At 58.0% G+C, this 20733-nt stretch carries 18 protein-coding genes; 10 read left to right on the top strand and 8 right to left on the bottom strand.

Annotated features, from left to right (window positions below; translation table 11 throughout):
- Positions 1–390 precede the first annotated feature (390 nt).
- The 3 genes from PbB2_RS07160 to PbB2_RS07150 form a co-directional block, all read right to left on the bottom strand.
- Positions 391–1005 (bottom strand): glutathione S-transferase family protein, encoded by a 615-nt coding sequence (locus PbB2_RS07160; RefSeq protein WP_320410531.1) that lies wholly within the window; start codon positions 1003–1005, stop codon positions 391–393.
- Positions 1006–1114: 109 nt separating this feature from the next.
- Complete coding sequence (locus tag PbB2_RS07155) at positions 1115–2068, bottom strand: DUF1838 family protein (RefSeq protein WP_108984618.1); 954 nt, start codon at positions 2066–2068, stop codon at positions 1115–1117.
- 217 nt (positions 2069–2285) lie between these two features.
- Positions 2286–4256: a TonB-dependent receptor gene (locus PbB2_RS07150; RefSeq protein ID WP_108984617.1), complete on the bottom strand. Its 1971-nt coding sequence runs from the start codon at positions 4254–4256 to the stop codon at positions 2286–2288.
- Between the two features lie 153 nt (positions 4257–4409).
- On the opposite strand from PbB2_RS07150, the gene PbB2_RS07145 reads away from it, so the two are divergent.
- Complete coding sequence (locus tag PbB2_RS07145; protein WP_192576217.1) at positions 4410–4844, top strand: Fur family transcriptional regulator; 435 nt, start codon at positions 4410–4412, stop codon at positions 4842–4844.
- A gap of 20 nt (positions 4845–4864) precedes the next feature.
- Positions 4865–5791, top strand: a complete 927-nt coding sequence (locus PbB2_RS07140) for an acyl-ACP thioesterase (RefSeq protein WP_108984615.1) — start codon at positions 4865–4867, stop codon at positions 5789–5791.
- On the opposite strand, the gene PbB2_RS07135 is transcribed toward PbB2_RS07140, so the two are convergent.
- Both PbB2_RS07135 and PbB2_RS16235 read right to left on the bottom strand, forming a co-directional pair.
- Complete coding sequence (locus PbB2_RS07135; protein ID WP_108984614.1) at positions 5778–6677, bottom strand: alpha/beta fold hydrolase; 900 nt, start codon at positions 6675–6677, stop codon at positions 5778–5780. The two genes, PbB2_RS07140 and PbB2_RS07135, sit on opposite strands and share 14 nt — an antisense overlap.
- 33 nt (positions 6678–6710) lie before the next feature.
- Positions 6711–7706, bottom strand: coding sequence for a DUF4197 domain-containing protein (locus PbB2_RS16235; RefSeq protein ID WP_238164904.1), 996 nt, complete (start codon positions 7704–7706; stop codon positions 6711–6713).
- A 166-nt stretch (positions 7707–7872) separates the two neighbouring features.
- Here PbB2_RS16235 and PbB2_RS07125 point away from each other — a divergent pair, with 166 nt between their 5' ends.
- Complete coding sequence (locus tag PbB2_RS07125; RefSeq protein WP_108984612.1) at positions 7873–8736, top strand: crotonase/enoyl-CoA hydratase family protein; 864 nt, start codon at positions 7873–7875, stop codon at positions 8734–8736.
- Positions 8737–8807: 71 nt separating this feature from the next.
- Positions 8808–10721 (top strand): ATP-binding protein, encoded by a 1914-nt coding sequence (locus PbB2_RS07120; RefSeq protein ID WP_108984611.1) that lies wholly within the window; start codon positions 8808–8810, stop codon positions 10719–10721.
- A 109-nt stretch (positions 10722–10830) separates the two neighbouring features.
- Here the strand turns inward: PbB2_RS07120 and PbB2_RS07115 are convergent, their stop codons facing one another.
- Entirely contained in the window at positions 10831–11139 is a 309-nt protein-coding gene (locus PbB2_RS07115) for a DUF8200 family protein (RefSeq protein WP_108984610.1), read from the bottom strand.
- 249 nt (positions 11140–11388) lie between these two features.
- Here PbB2_RS07115 and PbB2_RS07110 point away from each other — a divergent pair, with 249 nt between their 5' ends.
- Positions 11389–12678: an acyl-CoA dehydrogenase family protein gene (locus PbB2_RS07110; RefSeq protein WP_108984609.1), complete on the top strand. Its 1290-nt coding sequence runs from the start codon at positions 11389–11391 to the stop codon at positions 12676–12678.
- A 71-nt stretch (positions 12679–12749) separates the two neighbouring features.
- A complete protein-coding gene (locus PbB2_RS07105; protein ID WP_108984608.1) occupies positions 12750–13154 on the top strand; it encodes a hypothetical protein in 405 nt (134 codons plus the stop codon).
- On the opposite strand, the gene PbB2_RS07100 is transcribed toward PbB2_RS07105, so the two are convergent.
- Both PbB2_RS07100 and PbB2_RS07095 read right to left on the bottom strand, forming a co-directional pair.
- Positions 13155–14711: a wax ester/triacylglycerol synthase domain-containing protein gene (locus tag PbB2_RS07100; protein WP_108984607.1), complete on the bottom strand. Its 1557-nt coding sequence runs from the start codon at positions 14709–14711 to the stop codon at positions 13155–13157. It lies immediately after the preceding gene.
- Between the two features lie 201 nt (positions 14712–14912).
- A complete protein-coding gene (locus PbB2_RS07095; RefSeq protein WP_238164903.1) occupies positions 14913–15737 on the bottom strand; it encodes an esterase/lipase family protein in 825 nt (274 codons plus the stop codon).
- A gap of 217 nt (positions 15738–15954) precedes the next feature.
- On the opposite strand from PbB2_RS07095, the gene PbB2_RS07090 reads away from it, so the two are divergent.
- The 4 genes from PbB2_RS07090 to PbB2_RS07075 all read left to right on the top strand — a co-directional run bounded on the left by PbB2_RS07090 (position 15955) and on the right by PbB2_RS07075 (position 20657).
- Positions 15955–19107, top strand: coding sequence for a helicase-related protein (locus PbB2_RS07090; RefSeq protein WP_108984606.1), 3153 nt, complete (start codon positions 15955–15957; stop codon positions 19105–19107).
- Positions 19104–19424, top strand: a complete 321-nt coding sequence (locus PbB2_RS07085; protein WP_108984605.1) for a S4 domain-containing protein — start codon at positions 19104–19106, stop codon at positions 19422–19424. Before PbB2_RS07090 ends, PbB2_RS07085 begins: the two co-directional genes overlap by 4 nt.
- Positions 19425–19472: 48 nt before the next feature.
- Complete coding sequence (gene fdxA, locus PbB2_RS07080; protein ID WP_108984604.1) at positions 19473–19814, top strand: ferredoxin FdxA; 342 nt, start codon at positions 19473–19475, stop codon at positions 19812–19814.
- 66 nt (positions 19815–19880) lie between these two features.
- Entirely contained in the window at positions 19881–20657 is a 777-nt protein-coding gene (locus tag PbB2_RS07075) for a pseudouridine synthase (RefSeq protein ID WP_108984603.1), read from the top strand.
- Positions 20658–20733: the final 76 nt, after the last annotated feature.

Genomic DNA, 20733 nt, shown 5'->3' with positions numbered 1-20733 from the left:
ATGACAACGGGCCTCAAACCCGATCCCGGCACGGTCGTACCAACGTCGGCAATTTGGTGGGCGGCCACCCACCAAATTGCCTAACCAGCCCAACCATACTGACACATCACAAACAGACAATCCCGGACGGCGTCAGCCGATCCGGGACCTTGTGGCGCACATGCGCATGGAGGTCCCCGCTCTTCGCTGCGCTTCGGCGGGGATGACATCGTTTAGAGTTGGTTGCATTTATAAATGGGTGTCATCCCGGACGGCGTCAGCCGATCCGGGACCTCCCAGCGCAAGGGCGCAATCGCACAACGAGGTCGACGGGGCAGAGCTCAGGAATGGCTGAGCTCTGGCGCCTCACAAAGGCATGCATCCGATGGCGCATTGTTGAATGATCAAGCCTCAGGCCCCCGCACTCGGCCGGGCGCTGACGCGTTCGTGCCACGCCTTGAGGTGGCTGCAATCCTCTGGGATGGGCGTGCCGATAAAGCTCCCAAAATCCACGGTGGTCAGCGCCATAATGTCGGCAGCGGAAAAAGCCGCGCCTGCAATATAGTCCCTGTCGGCCATTTCACGGTCGAGCCAATGATAAGCCCGGTCGGCATGGGCGCGATTGCTCTCACCGAAATCCTTATATTGGGTCAACAAATGAGCCGTAAACGGATGGGTATGCCGCCAGATCTGCCCGATCGGGCTCATCACCTGCCACTCCACGCGGCGGATCCACATGTCGATGGTAGCGATCTCAAGCGGCGTGGTGCCAAAAAGTGGCGGATCTGGCTGGATGGCTTCCAAATAGCGGCAAATGCTGACGCTCTCGCAGATGCATGTGCCATCGTCGAGCTCCAGCACGGGGACTTGGCCAAGGCTGTTTTTGGTCAGGAAGTCGGGTGCCTTATGCGCACCTTGGCGCATGGGGATATGGACATGCTCAACATCCATGCCCTTTTCAGCCAGGAAAATCCGCACGCGTCTGGGATTGGGGGCGGGATTATGCTCGCCATAAAGTTTCATCATCGCACCATACTCCACGCCGGGAACAGAAATCAGCCCAAACCAAAAGGGGCTCAAACCAAAAGGGCTCAAACCAAAAGGGCCCAGACCTAAGTCTGAGCCCTAACATGGCTTAATCGCGCTTGGGTAGGGTTTTGCGACCTTCCTTCACATCGAGGAAATAGGACCACGAGGTTTCATTGGGTCGCGCATCATCCAGAGGCGGCGGCGATGTCCAAGCAGGGTAATTCTTGGCAATCTCATCTTTCAGCACAGCGGGCATTTGGTCCCAGCTGTCGAGTTTGCGGCCATTGGTGTTGAAGTAGATTTCGCCTTCACGGCCACCCATGCGCATCCAAGGCAGCCAGTCGGAAATCCGCACCCATGCCACGCTGGCCTCTGCGGTTGTTTTGGTGGGGTCGAGTAAGTCCTTTACCGTACCCGCAAAGTTGAACATTTCGGTGGCGTGATAGGTGCCGCCCACTTCTGCCTGATATTTGCCAGCCAGCGGGTTGGAATAGAACAAAGGCACCGTGATGTTGGTCCACCAATGATCGCCGCTAATCGTGCCGGTCCAGCGGATCGGCTGACCGTCGCGGCCTGTAACATAAGATGTTGAGTTCACCGGATCATTGGCGACATGCATCACATCGACCACTTCGCCGGTCCACGGATTGGTCCATTTGCTCAAAACCTTGCCGGTCTTGGGATCGGTATAAATCAACAGCTCACGCGAGATCAGCCGATAACCAGCCCCGCGCACCGGGTCATTGACCGTCACACACTGGCGGATATTCATGCCCTCGGCCCGAAACAATAATTTGTCGGCCTCGCCCTGACGGCGGGAATAAGCATCGCCGGCCCAATAATAGGTGACTGCGACCCCGTCGCGCAGATCGCATCCCATTTTGCGGTTTGCCGCCAACACGCCTTCTGGGGTGTTGAGGTCAAGCGGGGCCGGGGCGGGTACCGCTGCCGGGGCGGTCGCTTTCTTTTTTGGTGCAGCAGAGGCTGGGCCCGTGCCGACTATGGCTGTGAGGCAGGCAGCAAATCCAATCAGCATGTGGCGGGCAGAAATCTGGGTCATGACAGCTCCTTGTCTAGAACATTCTTAACAGGGGCTTTGTCGACTTGTCACCAAAAATTTGTCCGGACATTTCAGCAGCCGACCGTGGCGTGCCAGAGGACTGGCTGGGATGGGGCAAAAGCATCGTGCCGGATCTTCCGATCAGCACGATGCCCTATGTTGATTGGTGTCGCATCGCTTGTGACGAAAGCCGAAAGCCAGTTTTCGCCACGATGCTTTAAAATGTCCCCTTAAGGCTGACCCGGATCGAGCGACCTGGCTTGGGCAAATAATCCTTAAGGAAGGAGGTGTGCTCGCGAATGTCCTCATTGGTCAGATTTCGGCCTTCAAAGGTCAGTTCGATTCTGTCCTCACTCTGGATCGGCCGCCACGCCCATAGGGCATTGACCATGGTAGAGCCTTCCGTGCGGGTTTCAAAGGCCGCTGTGCGTGACTGATCGGCCAAAGACTGGACTTCCGCGCGCAGGCGCATTTGGGGCCGGGTTGCTTCAAGGCCGAGTGTCACCAGTGTAGGCGGCATGCGCGCAATCGGACCACCTGCGTCATAGCTGCCCCGCACAGTATCAATGCCACCCTCGCCGACCCAACGCCAGCCACCTGCTTCGCCCAATGAATAGCTGACATGGAATTCAGCCCCTGTCAGCGTGGCGTCTTTCTGGCTGACCTCAAACACAGGCAGGCCGTCTTCGATCTGGCCGGTGGGGTTAAACGCGATGAAACCGTCAAACCCGGTGCGCCACACGGTCAGGTCCAAGGTCGCGCGACCGACCTGCCAGCGACCAACGGCCTCTGCACTGGTTGCGGTTTCGACTTTCAGATTGGCATCGCCAATTTCATAGGCTTGGGTTGCGGCATGCGGGCCATCCGCGAACAATTCCACTTCCGTGGGCGCGCGCTCGGTATAGCCGAGATTGAGTGACAGGCGCAGGCCATCGGCTGGTTTGATGAAGCCGCTCGCCGAGAAGCTGCCAAGGTCAAAATCCCGATTACCAGCCAGACCTGAATAATCGCGGCGTTCATAACGGGCACCCACTTCAGCGCCCCAATTGTTGGCATTGTAACGCTCAACCCAGAAGGCCCCGAGTGTCTCGATTGTCACCGGCAGAATGAAGGCCTCATCGCCTTGGGCGGCAAAATCGGTAGACCCGAATTGCACACCAAACAGACCGTCCAGATTGCCCATGCTGCGGTGGCGGGCCTCGAGCCGGCCCTCATAACCCTCATTTGTGAAGACGGTGCCGACAGCCCCGTCAAACTCAATTTCGCTATGGGTGTAGTCGCCAGAGGTCAGAGTGAGGGTCAGGCTGTCGAACCAGCCCAGGTCGCGAATACCTGCCTGAAAATCATAACGGGTCTGGCTCAGGTCAATGAAAGCCTCTTCGCCGGGAATCCCATATTTGGATTTGGTGCGGCGGGTCGACAAAGCGAGATTGGTCCGCTCTGTAATCCTGCCAATGCTCCCACCCAGAGCCCAGATTTCCCCGCGTGTGTTGAACGCCGTCCCTTCGGCATCATCGCCTGTGACCGCGCGCAGGGCCGCTGTTTGGACAAAGCCCGGCACTTTGTAATCTTGGCCTTCGCGGCGGAAACCATCGAGGCGGAAAACAGTCTGACCCGAGGTGCCGACAATTTTCAGGGCCGCGGTGCCTGCGTCTTCAGCCGTAGAGCCACCGACGAAAATTTCTCCGCCGATGGGTTTTTCGGGTAGGCGGGTCGGCAGACGACCATCGACCACATTGATCACCCCGCCCACGGCATTGCCGCCATAGCGCAGTGCTGCGGGGCCTTTCAGCACTTCGATGGCTTCAGCATCCAGACCGTCAATCGCCGGAGCATGATCTGGCGAAATGGTGGAGGCATCAATGCCAGCCAGTCCGTTCAACACCAGTCGAATGCGGTCTTCACCGAGGCCACGCACGATGGGGCGCGAGGCATTGACCCCATAAAAGGTCGATCGCACGCCCGGAATGCCGGCCAAAGTCTCGCCAATGCCGCCCCCGATCGAGGCTTGGAGTGCTTCGCTGCGGGTCACCACCGCCACGCCTTGGCTGATGGCGTCAGATGGATCGCCCAAGGCGGTGGCTGTCACCACAATCGTCTCTGGTGTTTGCACCGGTGCGGTCTGGTTGACTGGCCCGGCAGTCTCTGGGGCAGCAAGGCTCAACAAGCTCACAAACAAAGCAGACATCGGGGAGGCTCCTATTATGTTATTTCATAACACTCATTAGTGGAGGAATTCTGGTGCCGCAAGTGTGATGCCCATTTTCCATCCTGGCCAAACTCAGGCATGAAGGCGGGGTCATATGGTGACTTACACGCCGGTTTTCATCAGGAGGCTCCGATGCATGATCTTATCCGCGAGGCTGAAGCCCTGTGTCAGCGCGCCGGCATGACGCTGACAGCACCTCGACGGCGTGTTCTGGAGATACTTGCCGCTTCTGACACACCGATGAAGGCCTATGATTTGATCAGCAAGGCGGGGGAAGATGGCCGCGCCACCAAACCACCAACCGTCTATCGCGCACTCGACTTTCTCTGCCAATTAGGCCTGGTGCATCGGATCGAACAAGATGCGACCTTTGTAGCCTGCAACCACGCAGGCCATACCCAGCCCGTTGCCTTGTTTGTCTGCAATTCCTGCCTCAAAGCGACGGAGGTGGCCTATGATGACGTTGCCCAAATGTTGGAATCTGCCGCTTTGACACGCGGCTTCCAACTCCAGCGTTTGGTGATTGAAGGGCGTGGTCAGTGTCAGGACTGCGCCTTGGCTGCTTAATCGGGAAAGTGGACTGGCGGATGCAAGATTATTGGCGGGGTAGTGTCGAGGCCTGGGAATGCGACGAGATGGGCCATATGAATGTGCGCTTTTGGGTGCGCCGTTCGCTGGATGGCATGATGCTGATGGCCGCAGGGCTGGGTTGTGACCGCGCGTTTGCACCCGAAGCCACTGCCACACTGATCCCAGTTCGCCAGCATATCCGGTTCTTGAGGGAAGCGCGCGAAGGCGCGCCCTTGTTCTTTCGTGGCGGCGTTGTTGGGCTCGAAGACACCGATATGGTGGTCTATGGCGAGATTGTTCATGCTCTTGATGGGGCGATCGGGGCGACTTTTCTAACCCGATTGCGCCATGTTGAGGCCAGCACTGGTAAGCCTTATCCTTGGCCGGTCCGCACGTTAGAGCGGGTGCCACATGTGATGGTAGAGGTACCAATTCATGGTCGCCCGCGCTCAATCCCGTTTGAAAGCGAGCCAGAGCCGATTGAGTCGGCTCATCTTATCGCCCGTGGCTTTCAACAGGTTGGCTTGTCGGCTGTGCGGGTCGAAGATGCCGATGTCTTCAACCGCCTCTATCCTGAAGGCATGATTGGGCGGGTGTCGACGGCGGTGCCCAATCTGATGACCGCGTGGCGGGAAGAAGCCACAGCCGAATTGAGTGCCATGGACGGACAGCCACGCAAGGCTGGCGCAGCGGTGCTGGAATATCGATTAGATTATCTGGCTTGGCCCGGGGTTGGCGATTTCACGGCGGTCTATTCTGGCGTCGCAGAGTTGGCCGAAAAGACCAATACGCTCAAGCATATTCTAACCCACCCACTGACCGGGCAGGTCTATTGTGTTTGCGAGGCGGTGGCCGTCACCTTTGACCTGGTCGCGCGCAAAGTCATCCCGATCCCACCTCAAGCACGCGCGAGCTTGGAAGCACGCTTGATCAAACCGATCTGACAAGCTCAATCAGGGCCTGTCCACACACATCTGGCCGTTCCATTGGCAGGAAATGGCTGGTCTCTGCGATGGTCTCAACTGCGATACCGCAGCGGGTCAATAGGGGGATAAGCGTTCCTACCGTGGTGGAATGACGCGCGCCGCGCAACAAGCGCCCCGGAACTCGCAACGCTTTTAGTGCCTTGATCGGATTATGGCGTTGGCCAGCAAAGCAGGCCGCTTCAAAAGCCGGCGCGCAGGAAAGCCGAACCTGACCATCCGGCATATCGGTTAAACCATCCTCACAATAATCGGCGAGCATGGCTTCCGGCCACGTCTTGAACGCACCGCGCCCGCGATAGGCCTCAATCGCTGCAGCCCGGCTTGGGAAAACCGCCCGCCGACGTCCGGCGGCCCGTGCCAAGGGAAACTGACTGCGCCACAATCTGAACACCCACGGCATATGGGCGTAGACGTAAAATGGGGTCGGGGCCAACACCGGGTCAAACAGGCACAAGCCCTTGACCAAGTCTGGCCGCAGTCCAGAGGCCAGAAGTGCTGAGGTGCCGCCCATGGAGTGGCCGGCCAGCACGGCACCTTCAGGCGCGATTTGCCCAATAAGATCGGCAATATCGTGGGCAAAGCGGTTCCAATTGTCCTGATGATCTGGATTATCCGGCAGATCGGTCAAGCCATGTCCGCGCAAGTCAAAGGCGGCAACTGGTGCATTCAAAGCCGCCGCGACCGGCTTGAGCAGTGATCGATAGGTTGAGACGCAAAATCCATTGGCATGAAAAAAGATCAATGCTGGTGCTGCCCCGGCCTGATCCTCCCTGGCCCACACAAGTCCTGCCATCGTGCCGCCGCTCACAGATTGCCGCAGGCGCGTCTCAATAAGATCCGTCACGTGATTTTGCTTTCACACTGGTCGGCAGGCGACCTACAAATTGCCAAATACCCGCTTGAGAAGGTCGGTTCCCCGCCGGGCGGGATCCTTGCGGATCGCACGCTCTTCTTCACCGACATAGGTGAACAAACCATCCAAGGCCTTTTCTACGGCAAAGCCGACCAATTGGTTCTTCAAGGGACTTGTCAATACCCGCGGTGGGGGTGGTGGTGCTGGCTCTGGCGCGGGTGCAGGCGGCAACGCCTTGGTGGCTGCTTTGGATTTGGGGGCTGATTTAGCTGCCACTGGCGGAGGCGGGGCCGGAGGTGCAGGCGGCGGCGGCGGGGATGGCAGGGTGATGGGCGCACTGGAATAGGTTTGCAGTTCCCGCCAGCCACCCAGTCGTTCAATTTCGCTGCCATAGCGGCTTTCGATCCGGTCAAGTGCTGGCCCCGCGCCGGATGCTTCCACAGCCTCAGCCATGGGGGGCGTCAAAAGGCCCACCAAACTCGTCCAGGATTTGGCTTTCAGCCAGTCGGTGCCAGCGGTGTCGCCGCCGCGCAGCAAAGACACCACATCCTCGATTGTCAAACCGCGGATGGTATCCACGAAAATGGCCCCGGCCTTTGGCATCATGGATTCGGCTGAACGATTGAGACGGAGCTGGAAATTATCCAAGGGGACACTGAGCCGCAGTGGTGCCAATCGCCGTTGCAGGCTGCCCAAGGGTTCAGGCAGCGGGATGCGCACCCGGCGGTCGCCCCAGAAGCCATCGACTTTGCCCAAACGGGAAACAGCCAGGTCGGCCCCCTGTAACAGCGCGGCCCGCAAGCCATCTTCCCGCTCATTGCCGGAGCTTGTTAGGCGTTCTTCGCCATCAAAACTGGGTAAGGTTGCAGGCCCGCCTGCACGCCGAGCGGCAGCGGCTTTGGCCAATTCCTCCAACATCTGGCCTGCACTTTGGGCGTGGGCGAGACCGGCAAATCCGGCACCAACCCCTACGCTTACCCACAAGAGGCCTCGGCGATGAATCCCGTTCTGGTTTGACAAGCTGCAACCTCCTCGGCATGGAATATTCAGTGTCATCATGGGCTTGAACATGGGCCTATTAAAGGCACATGATGACGTCCCCAAAGCCCTGTTGTAGGCTTGTTCAAATCACTGCGAAAGCCCCTGACAGCGTGGCTGACGCCTTAGGCAAAAGAGGAATGCGACCATGTATGATGCCCCGTCTGCGCCCACGTCGACCTGCTTTGATGTCACCATTGCCGATAATATCGCCCATATCGTGCTGAAAAGGCCTGAGGCTTTCAATTCGATGACTCCTGATTTTTGGAATGATTTTCCGAAAATCATTAAGGATATCAATGATAATGCGCGTGCACGCGTCATCGTCATCACCTCAACGGGCAAGCATTTCTGCTCAGGCATGGATCTGGCGGTGTTTTCCACAGGCGATGGCGTGACCCAAGGCTCAATCGCAGACCGAGAAACCCGGGGCGAGAGCTTCCGCCGCCATGTCCATTATCTGCAGGATTGCTTCTCCTGCATGGATGAAGCACGCGTTCCCGTATTGGTTGCGATTCAGGGTGGCTGTATCGGTGGGGCGGTCGATTTCATTTCTGCAACCGATATCCGCTGGGCAAGCAAGGATGCATTTTTCTGTATCCAGGAGGTCAATATCGGCATGACGGCGGACGTTGGTACTTTCCCGCGTCTGTGCAAACTGATCCCTGAGGGTTGGGTGCGTGAAATGGCCTATACTGGTCGCCGATTGGGGGCTCAAAAGGCTAAAGAAATTGGCTTGGTCAATGAGCTTTTCGACACACATGAGGAATTGGTGGCCCATGTCTTGGCAACCGCCCGCGAAATTGCCTCAAAGGCTCCATTGGCGGTCACCGGGTCAAAACTGATGATCAATTATGCCCGCGACCATTCGATCCGCGACAGCTTGGACTATATCGCGACCTGGCAAGCAGGCATGTTCAGCCCCAGCCATATGGCGGAGGCCTTCCGCGCCAATGCAGCGAAAGAGCCGGGTCAATTCCCTGACCTGCTGCCGTTGCGAAATCGTATGTAGGACAAGGCGTAACAGTCGGATTTGTGGCGGTTCATTAACTGGAAGTTGAGCCTTTTGTGCCAAAAAGGCCTATGTCTCAATCCCGCCACGTCCGCTCTTGGCTTTGGTCTGCGCTGGTCCTATCCGTCCTCGGCACCTTGTTTGGTGCCGTGGTGGCTCTCTCCGCTGTGCGCAATTTATCGAGTCAAGCTGAGCGATTGGCCAAGTTTGAGCGGACATGGAGTGAGGCTACTTGGGTTGACCAACGCGTTAGCGAGGCCGCCGATGACTTCACCTATATGGGGCGGCCCGAGGATCGTGAGCGCTTTATTGCGTTGAGCGAACCACGTGAGGCCTTGATTGAAAAAGCCATCCAACTGGCCCCCAAATCCACCAAAAAGAGTGCCTTTGCCAATATTTATACCGTAACCCGGGAAATGGGCGCGATTGAAGATTCGGCTGTGGTGCTGGCAGCCGCTGGCCGCAAGGCTGATGCGCGCGCTCTGTTGCAATCCCAGTCCTATGCCATCGCCGGGACGCGCAAAGCGCGCCAGCTTGAGAAAGCGCGTCGGGAAATTGCCGCTGGCCTCAAAGTTGAAATTGACGCAGCTTTTCTGCTCTTGAGTTTGGGGCTCGGGGCGCTGTTGACCTGTATGGTGGGGGCAGGTCTGTGTTGGGCTAGGGTGGCGGCTTTGTTCCGCGGCCAAGCCCAAGATCTGGTGGAAGCCCGAGACGCCTTGGCCGTCCATGCCTCAACTTTGGAAGCAAGGATCGAAGAACGGACCCGCGACCTTGAAGCTGCCAAGACGGCTGCAGAAGCGGCTGACCATTCCAAATCTGCCTTTTTGGCGCAAATGAGCCATGAGATCCGAACTCCAATGAATGGGGTTTTGGGTATGGCGGATGCCTTATCGCGCACCAATCTGGATGATCGGCAATTGCGTATGTTGGCGGTGATCCAAGACAGCGGCGACACACTTTTGGCGCTGCTCAATGACGTGCTGGACATTGCCAAGATTGAAGCGGGTAAGCTGTCGATTGAGGCATTGGATTTTTCCGTCATGGAAATCGTCCGCTCAACCGAGGCGATGTTCACCTTGCGCGCCCATCAAAAGGGTATCAGCTTTGCCGTTAATGTCGACGAGAGTGCCGACATCTGGTGTCTTGGCGACCCAACCCGCATCAAGCAAGTCCTTTATAACTTGGTGTCCAATGCGGTGAAATTCACCCAGGACGGCGGCGTATTGGTCACAATCAGCGCGCGCGACTTAGGCGCTGGTCACCGCGAACTCGCTTTTGCGGTTCGCGATAGCGGGATCGGCATTGAACCGGACGTCCAAGGTCGCCTGTTTGAGCCCTTCAGCCAGGCCGAGACAGCAACCAATCGCAAGTTTGGCGGCACCGGCCTAGGCTTGGCCATTTGCCGGCAGCTCGTCAGCCTGATGGGAGGCACGATCGACTTTGAAAGCCGGTCGGGTGAAGGCTCGGTTTTCCGCTTCACAGTTCCTTTGCCGCTGGGTGTGGCTCCTGAACGCACGGATGCAGGTCAATTTGAAGAGTCGCGCGCCCAAGATGGTACTGACGGCCAGCAAGTTCGTGTGCTGGCAGCAGAAGATAACGCACATAATCGGCTGGTCTTGCAGATGCTGCTTGAACAAGTCGGAATCGAACCGGTTTTCGCCGAGAATGGTCAAATCGCCGTTGATCTGTGGAACCAGGATCATTTCGATCTCATCTTGATGGATGTGCAAATGCCCATCATGTCGGGGCCGGAAGCGACGATGCGCATTCGCGCCCTCGAACGGCTGAATCAGCGGCCCCATACGCCTATTATCGCCTTGACCGCCAATGCCATGACCCACCACGTGCAGGAATGCCTGGAAGCGGGCATGGATGCCCATGTGGCCAAGCCGATCCGCCCAGAAGTTTTGTTCGCCGCCATCGATCAGGCGCTTAATGGCGATTATGAAGCACCCTCGCACACTGATCAGGCCGCCGTCGGTTAAACGATCGGGCGCTTGGCGTTAAATGCAGAAAAGGCGAGCCAATAAAGGCTCGCCTTCTGAGTAATGGGAAACAGATGCGGCTTTTCGCATCTGGAGCATCGCCTTGCGCTTATTTGGCTGCGCTATTGCAGGCTTGGATACCGGCCTCATCGAGGCTGGCGTTACCAACCGTGTAGCTGGCAACAGGGCCCAGGGTGCGCGCAATCTGACGGCAGTCACGCACTTGCGGGGTCTTGCGGTCCAGCACGGAGGTGCAGGTGTCGCCCGAGCAGTTCCAAACAGCCCCGAGCGCGATCACGCTGTCGGAGGCTTCTGCAACCGGGGTTTTCAACTTAACGACAACATTATTGTAGGCAGCCATGGCTGCAGTGGCAGTCAAGGCAAAGGCAAATCCAGCGACGAGCGTCTTGAAGCGCATGGGGAGGCTCCTGAAAAGGTTGAAGATAACGGGCTTTTTGTCCTCGTTGACCCACACCTAACCCGGCGCAGTGATAGATGCAAGCAAAAAAATGAACATACTGTATTTTATTCAGCAGTCACGATTTTGTCATTCCAGCGTGTTGAAAACCGCCTCCCAGACCTTTGTCGCCAGTTGCATCCCGTCTCCGGCCCAGACATCATGGGGTGATGCGCCCGTCAGAGGCGAGATGTTGCAGGGAGGCAGATCATGGATTTCACCATTCCCCAGCCGATTGCTGATTATTTGATCGAGCTGGATGATTTCATCGCCCGCGAGATCAAGCCGCTGGAAGAGGCCGATGACAATATCCGCTTTTTCGACCATCGTCGCGAATGGGCGCGAACTGACTTTGACAATCAGGGCCTGCCACGCCCGGAATGGGAAGCCCTGTTGGGCGAAGCCCGACGGCGGGCCGATGCCGCAGGCCATTATCGCTATGCGCTGCCTGCCGAGTTTGGCGGCAAGGATGGCAGCAATTTGGCTATGGCGATCATCCGCGAACATCTGGCGGCCAAGGGGCTTGGCTTGCACAATGATTTGCAGAACGAACATTCAATCGTCGGCAATATGCCTGGCGCGTTAATGCTGCGTGACTTTGGCACCCCCGAACAGAAAGAAGAGCTTTTGGCCAAAAGCTTGCGTGGGGAATTCATTGCTTGTTTTGGTTTGACCGAACCCAATCACGGCTCTGATGCCACGCATATGGAGAGTACAGGGGTGCGCCAGACCCGTGATGGTGTCGATGGGTGGTTGTTGAACGGGCAGAAAATGTGGCTGACGGGCATGCATGTCGCCACACATGTGATGTTCTTTGCCCGCACGAGCGGGCAGGCGGGAGATGCGCGTGGCATCACCTGCTTCTTTTTGCCGGCAGATGATCCAGGCGTGACGATTGAAGAATATCTGTGGACCTTCAATATGCCGACTGACCACCCACGTGTCAGTTTCAAGGACGTCTGGGTGCCCCAAAGTGCTGTCTTTGGCCCTCCTGAGATGGGTTTGGCCTTGGCTCAGCACTTTGTGCACGAAAACCGCATTCGTCAGGCTGCCTCATCGCTCGGGGCAGCGGTTTATTGTATCGAGGAGAGTGTGGCCTATGCGCGTCAGCGTAAGCCGTTTGGTGAGCCTTTGGCTGCCAATCAGGCGATCCAATGGCCGCTGGTGGAACTGGCGACCCAGGCCGAAATGCTCCGCCTGCTTATTCACAAGACGGCTTGGGAAATGGATCAAATGAGCAAGCCGGAGGTCGAGAAGCGGCTCTCTGATAAGGTCTCCATGTGCAATTATTGGGCAAACCGCCTGTGTTGCGAGGCAGCCGACCTGGCGATGCAAGTCCATGGCGGCATCGGCTATTCGCGCCACAAACCGTTTGAGCACATCTATCGTCATCACCGCCGCTATCGCATCACCGAGGGCAGCGAGGAAATCCAAAAGCGCAAGGTTGCTGCTTGGCTTTTTGGCTATGCCGGCCCCAAAAAGCGACATTTTTCCAACTAGTCCCTCACAATCGCAGTGAAACGCTGCGTGGCTGGCTTGCGTTGGCTGCCGCTTGGCTATTCCTTAGTGTCATGGGGCTGTTTGACGAGATTGAGCCATCGCTGGCCGCACTACAGGCAATTAAAAAATTGCCGTCGGAAGAGCCCATTATTGTATTGTCGCTCTTGCGATTCCGCCATGATCTGGCTGATGGACGCGCCGATGCCGCTTGGCAGACTTATCAGAGTGGTATCGGCCCAATCCTGCACGAATATGGGGCGAGGCGGGTAACCCACGGCATTGTCGCCCTCGACCTTGTGGGACCAGCTGGGCAATGGGATGTGGTGGGTGCCTTTTGGTACCCCAATCCCAAAGTGCTGTGGCGCTTTTTGTCCGATGAGCGGGTTCTCGACCTGATCAAGGTTCGCCGCAAAGCCGCTGATGATGTGACCATGATGATCTTGAAGGATCAGACCCACAGCTTTGCCGATGGCTGATCAGGCTTTGACTGTCTCAAATGCCTTTTCCAACACATCCAATTCCTCAGCCATCATGTCTGCCAGCGGCTGCACATCGGGGAAGATATTGGCCCCGGCAATGACACCGACTTCCAGCTGATCCTGATAGCCCTGCACCGTGATATTGATCGACATGCCATGGGCGGGAATGGATACCGGCCACAAATGCAGCATGGTGGCCCCGGCTGCATAGAGCGGAATGGGCGGACCGGGCACATTGGAAACAATCACATTGGCCCCCGGCGGCAAGACATCGGACAGGCCGGACCGACCATAGAGCAGCGAGCCGATCTGCATCGCCATCGGTGCGCCCAACACAGAAGCATTGGTGAAATTGGGGATGAAGTCCTTCAGCGGGCTGACCACGGATTTGGCTTGCACGGAATCGGCAATGATCGCTGCCAATCGTTCCCGCGGGTCGCTGATATGGGTGGCAATCGGGCAAGACATGGCAAAGGCCTGATTATTGGTATCGGCATTGCCATCCTCGCGCAGTGAAATCGGCACCATGGCCACCAATGGCTTGTCAGGTAGCGCACCCATGGCCAAAAGATGACGGCGCAGCACACCGGCAGAAACCGCCAGCACCACGTCGTTCAGCTTGCCACCCGCCGCCTTGGCGACAGCCTTGGCGCGCTTGATCGACAAGGTGGCGGTCCCAAACGCCCGCTCTGAACTAATGGCCTTGTTGAAGGGCGTGCTCGGCGGGATCAATTTGGGCAAATCCTTGAGTTTGCCAACATCGAGAAGACCGGGCAGCACGCTGCCCGCGGTCTTCAGCATGGCAGGCAAATTCGCCACTGTTTTCATACCCACTTCGACTTGGTCGACCACATGATCGATCAGCGTGGACCCAAAGTCGGTCTTGCCCGTCCGTTTGAGCGCGATCGGGCTGGCAGCAGCCGCCTTGTCAAACGGGCGCTGCCAGAGATTGACATAGGTGTTCATCACCGAGGCTGCGACATCGCGCGCCCGGCCTTTTTTCTTGGTGTTGGTTTCCCCTTCGCTGTTGGCATCAGCTTTGGCGGCTTTGGTGCGCGGCGCGGGATTGGGCGAGAGGTCATAGACGATTTGCGACAGGGCCACCCCGGCACCCCCATCAATCAGCGCATGATGCAATTTGGCATAAAGCCCGACCTTATTGCCAGGCAGATTCTCAAACACATAGAATTCCCATAAGGGGCGCGCGCGATTGAGAAGTTTCGCATGCATCCAGCCAACGATACGGCGCAAAGTCGCCATATCACGCGGTTCAGGCAGGCTGCCGCGGAAGATATGGCGGTTGATGTCGAATTGCTCATCATCCACCCAGGACGGATGATCGAGGTCGAGCAAGGTGCGGGACAATTTCTTGCGCAACATCGGCACAGCGTCGAGCCGATCCTCAATCTGGGCCTTGAAGGCCTCAAAATAATCGCCCTTGTAGCCCTCAGGCAGTTGAAACAGGGAGAGCGACCCGACATGCATCGGCATCTCGGGTGTTTCCATATAGAGGAAAGATGCATCTAGGGACGACAGGCGTACCGCTTCACTCATGACTTCCCCCAATAAAGATGTGCAGTTGATCTGCACTTATGCCTATCATCCGGCGTGTCCGATACGTGGACACTTAAGCTGACCTGTAGTCAACCACGGACCTGAAAGGTCCGCAAGCTTGTGGCCGAAAATAGGGGGATGAATTACGGACTTGCTGACCTGACCGATGCCATCGAGATCGGTTCGTACCTAGAGGCTTGTTTAACCATAGGCCAAAGCAAAGGGCCCGCTTTTGGCAAAGGGCTTGAATGTGCCTTCGGGTTGGGCGAGCCGGTCGGCAGTGGCCCAGAAAGCGGCCGGATTGACCCCGATGCCGACATGGCTGGCAAGGCGAATTTCAATCGTTTCGGCATTGTCAGCAGGCTTGGCGATACAGGTTTTCCAATTCACGATGCCATCGAGCTTGGTGTAGATCGATGAATTGGGGACTGGCAGATCACCGGCGATCTTTTCCAGATCTCCAGGCCGGGCCGGGCCTTCATTTGACAATAGATCATAGAGTTTCTTGGCGCTGGTGGCGTGAATATCGGCGGCAAACGGACTGCCAAGCGTAATCACGCTGCGCACTTTGTCAGGATGAACCAGGGCCAGATAGCGGGCAAATACCCCGCCCAAGCTCCACCCGACCAACGAGACTTTCTGCCCGGACTTGGCATGGATCTCGCCAAGACGGCCCTCCAGCACCTCACGCATCTTATAGAATTTTCCCAGATTCTGGCCCTGACCCCAGCCATGGGTGTCGTAATCCAACTCGTCCAAAAAGCGGCGAATCGGTTGGGTTGACCGGTCACTGGCCAGAAAACCCGGCAAAACCAGAACCGAATGGCCATCTCCGCGCGGGGCGTGGCGCAAAATGCTGCGCGTCGCCAGGGTTGCAGCCAGTTCGACCACACCGCGACCTTCAACCAAAGTCAGCGCCAGTGGTGGCGGCTTGAGCCGACCGGCACTTTCGGGAGACTTGGCATTCTGCTTTGAAAAAGCGCGCTTTTTCGGGGTGGCGGCATTGATCGCAGCAGCAACCATCATGAATTCTCCCAGCATTTACCGCCAGGATCATATCAGTCCCGGCCTATCTTCAGGGCAGTTTTGCCCGAATTGTTTAACAAAGGTGACACCCAGCACCTCAGAGGTCAACTATTCGTGAGGCCGGATTAGAACGCTTGTTCTAATGCCGGTCAGTCGGGCGCGGGCCGAAAAGCAGATGAGGGTTTCCCATGCGCCGCAAAAACTCTAGGTCTGGTCCATGGTTGGACTGATTGATCGCGAGAGCCGGGTGTGGGCTGTTCTGGGCCCGACCAATACTGGCAAGACCCATCTGGCGGTCGAGCGTATGCTAGGCCATCCCACGGGCATGATCGGCCTGCCGCTGCGGCTTTTGGCGCGCGAAGTCTATGACCGTATCGTCAAGCAGAAGGGTGTCGGTCATGTTGCGCTGGTGACCGGCGAAGAGCGCATTGTGCCAGCCACGGCGCGCTATTTTGTCGCCACAGTTGAAGCCATGCCGCTGGATCGGGCATTTTCCTTTGTGGCTGTCGATGAGATCCAGCTGTGTGCTGATCCTGACCGCGGCCACATTTTTACCGACCGATTATTACGGGCGCGCGGCACAGCCGAGACGATGTTTCTGGGCTCTGACACCATGCGCGCGATGATCCGCGCCATGATCCCCGGCATTGAGATTGAACGGCGCGAACGGCTGTCGACTTTGACCTATACCGGCTCGCGCAAGATCACGCGATTGGCCCGGCGAAGTGCCATTGTCGCTTTCAGCCAGGAAGACGTCTATGCGATTGCCGAACTGATCCGTCGACACAAGGGGGGTGCGGCGGTGGTGATGGGGGCCTTGAGCCCGCGCACACGCAACGCCCAAGTCGCACTCTATCAATCCGGCGAGGTCGATTTTCTGGTCGCGACTGACGCGATTGGCATGGGCCTCAACATGGATGTCGACCATGTCGCATTCGCCAGCCTGTCCAAATATGATGGCAGGCGTCACAGGCCCTTGCGGGCGGATGAAATCGCCCAGATTGCCGGCCGGGCGGGCCGCTTTCGCACCGACGGCACTTTTGGTGAGACCGCCGACTGCCCTGATCTTGATACCGACACGATTGAGCGGGTCGAGGGCCATAATTTTGAACCCGTCGATGCGCTGGAGTGGCGCACCGCAGAGCTTGATTACCGCTCCTGCCAAGCGCTGATCGCTTCATTAGAAGCCCCGTCGCCGCATCCCTCGTTGAAGCGATCGCGCGGCGCGATTGATGAAGAAGCCTTTCGCCGGATTGCTTGTCTTGAGTGGGTCGGCCCGCTGACACGGGCACCCGCAGGGGTACGCCGCCTGTGGGATGCATGCCAATTGCCAGACTTTCGCAAAGCCCCGCAAGATGAGCATGTCCATCTGGTCGAAAGCCTTGCGGCCCATCTGCTGCAACCCAAAGGCCGCATCCCGTCAGACTGGTTTGCCCGCCGGGTCGCTGAGCTCGATCGCACCGATGGGGATATCGAGCAATTGCAACAAAGGCTGGCAGCAATCCGTACCTGGACCTATGTGGCGAACCGATCTGACTGGGTTGATGAAAATAGTCACTGGCAAGGTCAAACACGGGTGATAGAAGACCGTCTGTCTGATACACTCCATGAGCGCCTGATGCAGCGCTTTATCGATAAGCGGACGTCTGCCCTGTTAAAGGGCCTCAAACGGGAACATGCCATGGACGTTGAAGTGAAGGAAACCGGCGAAGTCGCCGTCGAGGGCCATTTGATTGGTCGCTTGGTCGGGCTGCGCTTCATGGCAGACCCCATGGCCACAGGGTTGGAAGAGCGCGCGGTGAAAAATGCCGCTTTCCAAGCTTTGCGCCCGGAATTGACCCGTCGGCTGGAGGCCATCGCCACGGGTGGCATCAATGACTTCGTGCTGTCAGACCAAGGCCTGATTATCTGGCGCGGCGATGAGATTGCCCGTCTGATGACGCGCCAGCCACTGCTGAAGCCCAAAGCGACCCTGTTGGGCGGTGAATTGGCGGCGGATGACCATGTCAAAAAGGCGCAAGACCGGCTCGACGTCTGGCTGGGCGAGATTGTCGCGCGTGATCTCGCCCCCCTAAAGGCTTTGGCTGAGGCCGCCGAAGGTGACGCACTAAAGGGCCTCGCGCGCGGCATTGCTTACCGGGTCGCTGAAGCCGGTGGCGTGATGGAGCGGGCCGATTTGGATGCCGATATCCGACAATTGTCGCAGGATGACCGCAAGGCCTTGCGCACCGCTGGTCTGCGGTTTGGCCGCGCCAATGTTTATGCGCCAGCTCTGCTTAAGCCGCGTCCGGCGCGGCTGCATGCCCTATTGGGCTTTTTTGCCGATGGCGGTGATATTCAAGCTGATACCCCGTTTTTGCCGCCTTTGGGCGTAACCAGCTTTAATCTGGCCCAGCCCGTCGCTGCTCGCCCCTTGGCCGCTGCAGGCTTCCGCGCTTTTGGCCAGCGCGCGGTGCGTCTGGATATTGTCGACCGGATTGCGGATGCCTTGTTTGACGCGGCTGAAGCTGCCAAAGGTCCATGCCCGTTCCCCACGGTGATTGTGTCGCTGCTTGGGGCGTCCAATGACGAGGCCGAAGCGGTGGTGGAGGCTTTGGGCTGGGAAAAGTTTGAGACGACCCGGCCAGTCAAGGCGCAGGTCGAGCCAACACCTGCGCCCGAGCCTTCGTCTGAGGCTATTGCTGGCGATGCAGCCCCCGAAATCGCACCTGAAACTGCACCAGAAACCGCACCCGAAACTGCCGCCGAAGTGACCGCTGAGGCAGAGTTTGGCCCGGTTGAAGAAGCCGCCCCTGAAAATCAGCTTGTTGACGAGGGGGTGGCGGAAGCCGCGCCGGACGCTGAAACCCCGGCGCAAAGCGATGCTGTGGCCATGGAAACTGTCACCTTGTGGCGGCGCAAGCGGGCCAAGCCGCCGCGCCCAGAGGGCCGCTCATTCCGACGTCCCCCTCCCAAACGCACCGATGGGGCCCATGCCGGCCAACGGCCAGACAGTGCACGACCCGCCCGCGAGGGAGGTCCTCGCCCTGCACAAGCCGGGGCAGGGGGCAGACCGGGTCGTGAGGGCAGTCCCGGCGGCAATCGGCCGCCGCGTGAGGGGCGTGGACCACAGCGGGGCGGTGGAAGGCCGCCAGAAGGCCGCAGTTTTGCTGCTGCGCCACCCCGCCCCGCCCAAGCCGGATCGGCCAAAATTGATCCCAACAATCCCTTCGCGATCCTGGCCGGCTTACGCCTAAGTCCCGAGCCGCCTCCGCGCAAGGAAGCCTCGTCCAAACGCAAGAAACACAAAGGCCACAATCGCGCCAAGACCAAAGCTGAGGTGCCAAATTCTACACCTGCGCCAGAGGCGGGTGAGCCTGGGTCCGAATGAGCGCAGCCGAAGACCCAGCTGATCGCGCGCGTCTGGATGTGTGGCTGTGGCGCGCCCGCTTTTTCAAGACGCGAAGCATGGCAACAGAATTTGTCACCCGCAAAGGGGTGCGGCTGGTTCGTGGTGGGCTTGGGGTGCGCAAGATCGACAAGCCCGGCTATCAAATCGCCCCCGGCGATGTCCTCGCTTTTGCCAGTGGCGGGCAGGCCCACCATCTCCAAATCCTCGCATTGGGGGTGCGGCGTGGGCCCGCTTCAGAGGCGGTTCTGCTCTATAATGCCGCAATTGACCCTGATGAGGTTGACGTTTTGCGCTGAGGCCGTCACATCGGCCACGGAGATTGTTGAGGAGCCCCCGCAAGCACCATGACCTATATCGTGACCGACGCCTGCGTGAAGTGCAAATATATGGATTGTGTCGAGGTTTGCCCCGTCGATTGTTTCTATGAGGGCGAAAACTTTCTGGTGATCCATCCAGACGAGTGTATTGATTGCGGCGTATGTGAGCCTGAATGCCCTGTGGATGCTATCAAGCCTGACACTGAGGATGAGCCTGATGGCAAGTGGTTGAAGATCAACTCTGACTATGCCCGCATCTGGCCAAATATCACGGTAAAGGGTGAGCCCCCAGCCGATCGTGATGATTTTGCCAAGGAAGACGGCAAGTTCGAGAAATATTTCTCACCCAAGCCTGGCGAAGGCAATTAACGTCTGGGCCACCGGAAGGGTGGCTGGCCAGAGAATATCCAGACAAGATCCAGATGGGATAATGGGATGAGCTGGTCAAAAACCTATACAGGCGACGAACCCGTTCGCGTCAACAAGTGGATGGGACAGACCGGGGTCTGTTCCCGGCGCGAGGCTGAAGCCTTGATCGCAGAGGGTCTGGTTAGCATTGACGGCGAAACCGTTGGTGATGTTGGCCGCAAAATCCTGCCTGGTCAGACGCTGAGCATTGCTGAAGCGGGTAAGTCCCAACTCGATAGCCGCTTTACAGTCATCATCAATAAGCCACCCGGCATTGTGTCGGCCCATCCTGAGCCCGGGCAAGTGCCAGCAATCCGCCTGCTGACCCGCGAGGCCTTGGTCGGCGGGTCAGATATCATACCAGATGATACGATGAGTTTGGCCCCCGTCGGCCGGTTGGATATGGAATCGCGTGGGCTTTTGGTGCTCTCTGATGATGGCGTGCTGGCCAAGGCGCTGATCGGACCTCAATCAGGGATTGAGAAGGAATATCTGGTTGCCATTGAGGGCATCATCACCGACTGGGCGCTTGAGAAATTGCGCCACGGACTGGTGTTGGATGGTCGAGAACTCAAGCCGGCCATTGTCGACGTGATTGGCCGTTATCGCTTGCGCTTTGTCCTGCAGGAAGGGCGCAATCGGCAAATTCGCCGCATGTGCGAAGCCGTGGGTCTCTATGTTGTTGATCTCTTACGCATCCGCATTGGCAGTCTGCACTTGGGAGACCTGCCCGAGGGCAAGTGGCGCGTGATGACATCGGCGGAGCGTGCGGGGTTGATCGCGGGTAAGTCTTCACTTGACTAAGCTTAGCGGCTGGCCATACGCCGCGCCGGGTCGGCGAAGTGCGCTTCACTTTCTGAATTATTTATGATATGTGAAT

The sequence above is a fragment of the Candidatus Phycosocius bacilliformis genome, from assembly GCF_003112735.1.
Lineage (GTDB): Bacteria > Pseudomonadota > Alphaproteobacteria > Caulobacterales > Aquidulcibacteraceae > Aquidulcibacter > Aquidulcibacter bacilliformis.
The sequence above is the reverse complement of the archived record's forward strand: the minus strand, read 5'-3'. Positions and strand labels throughout refer to the sequence as shown.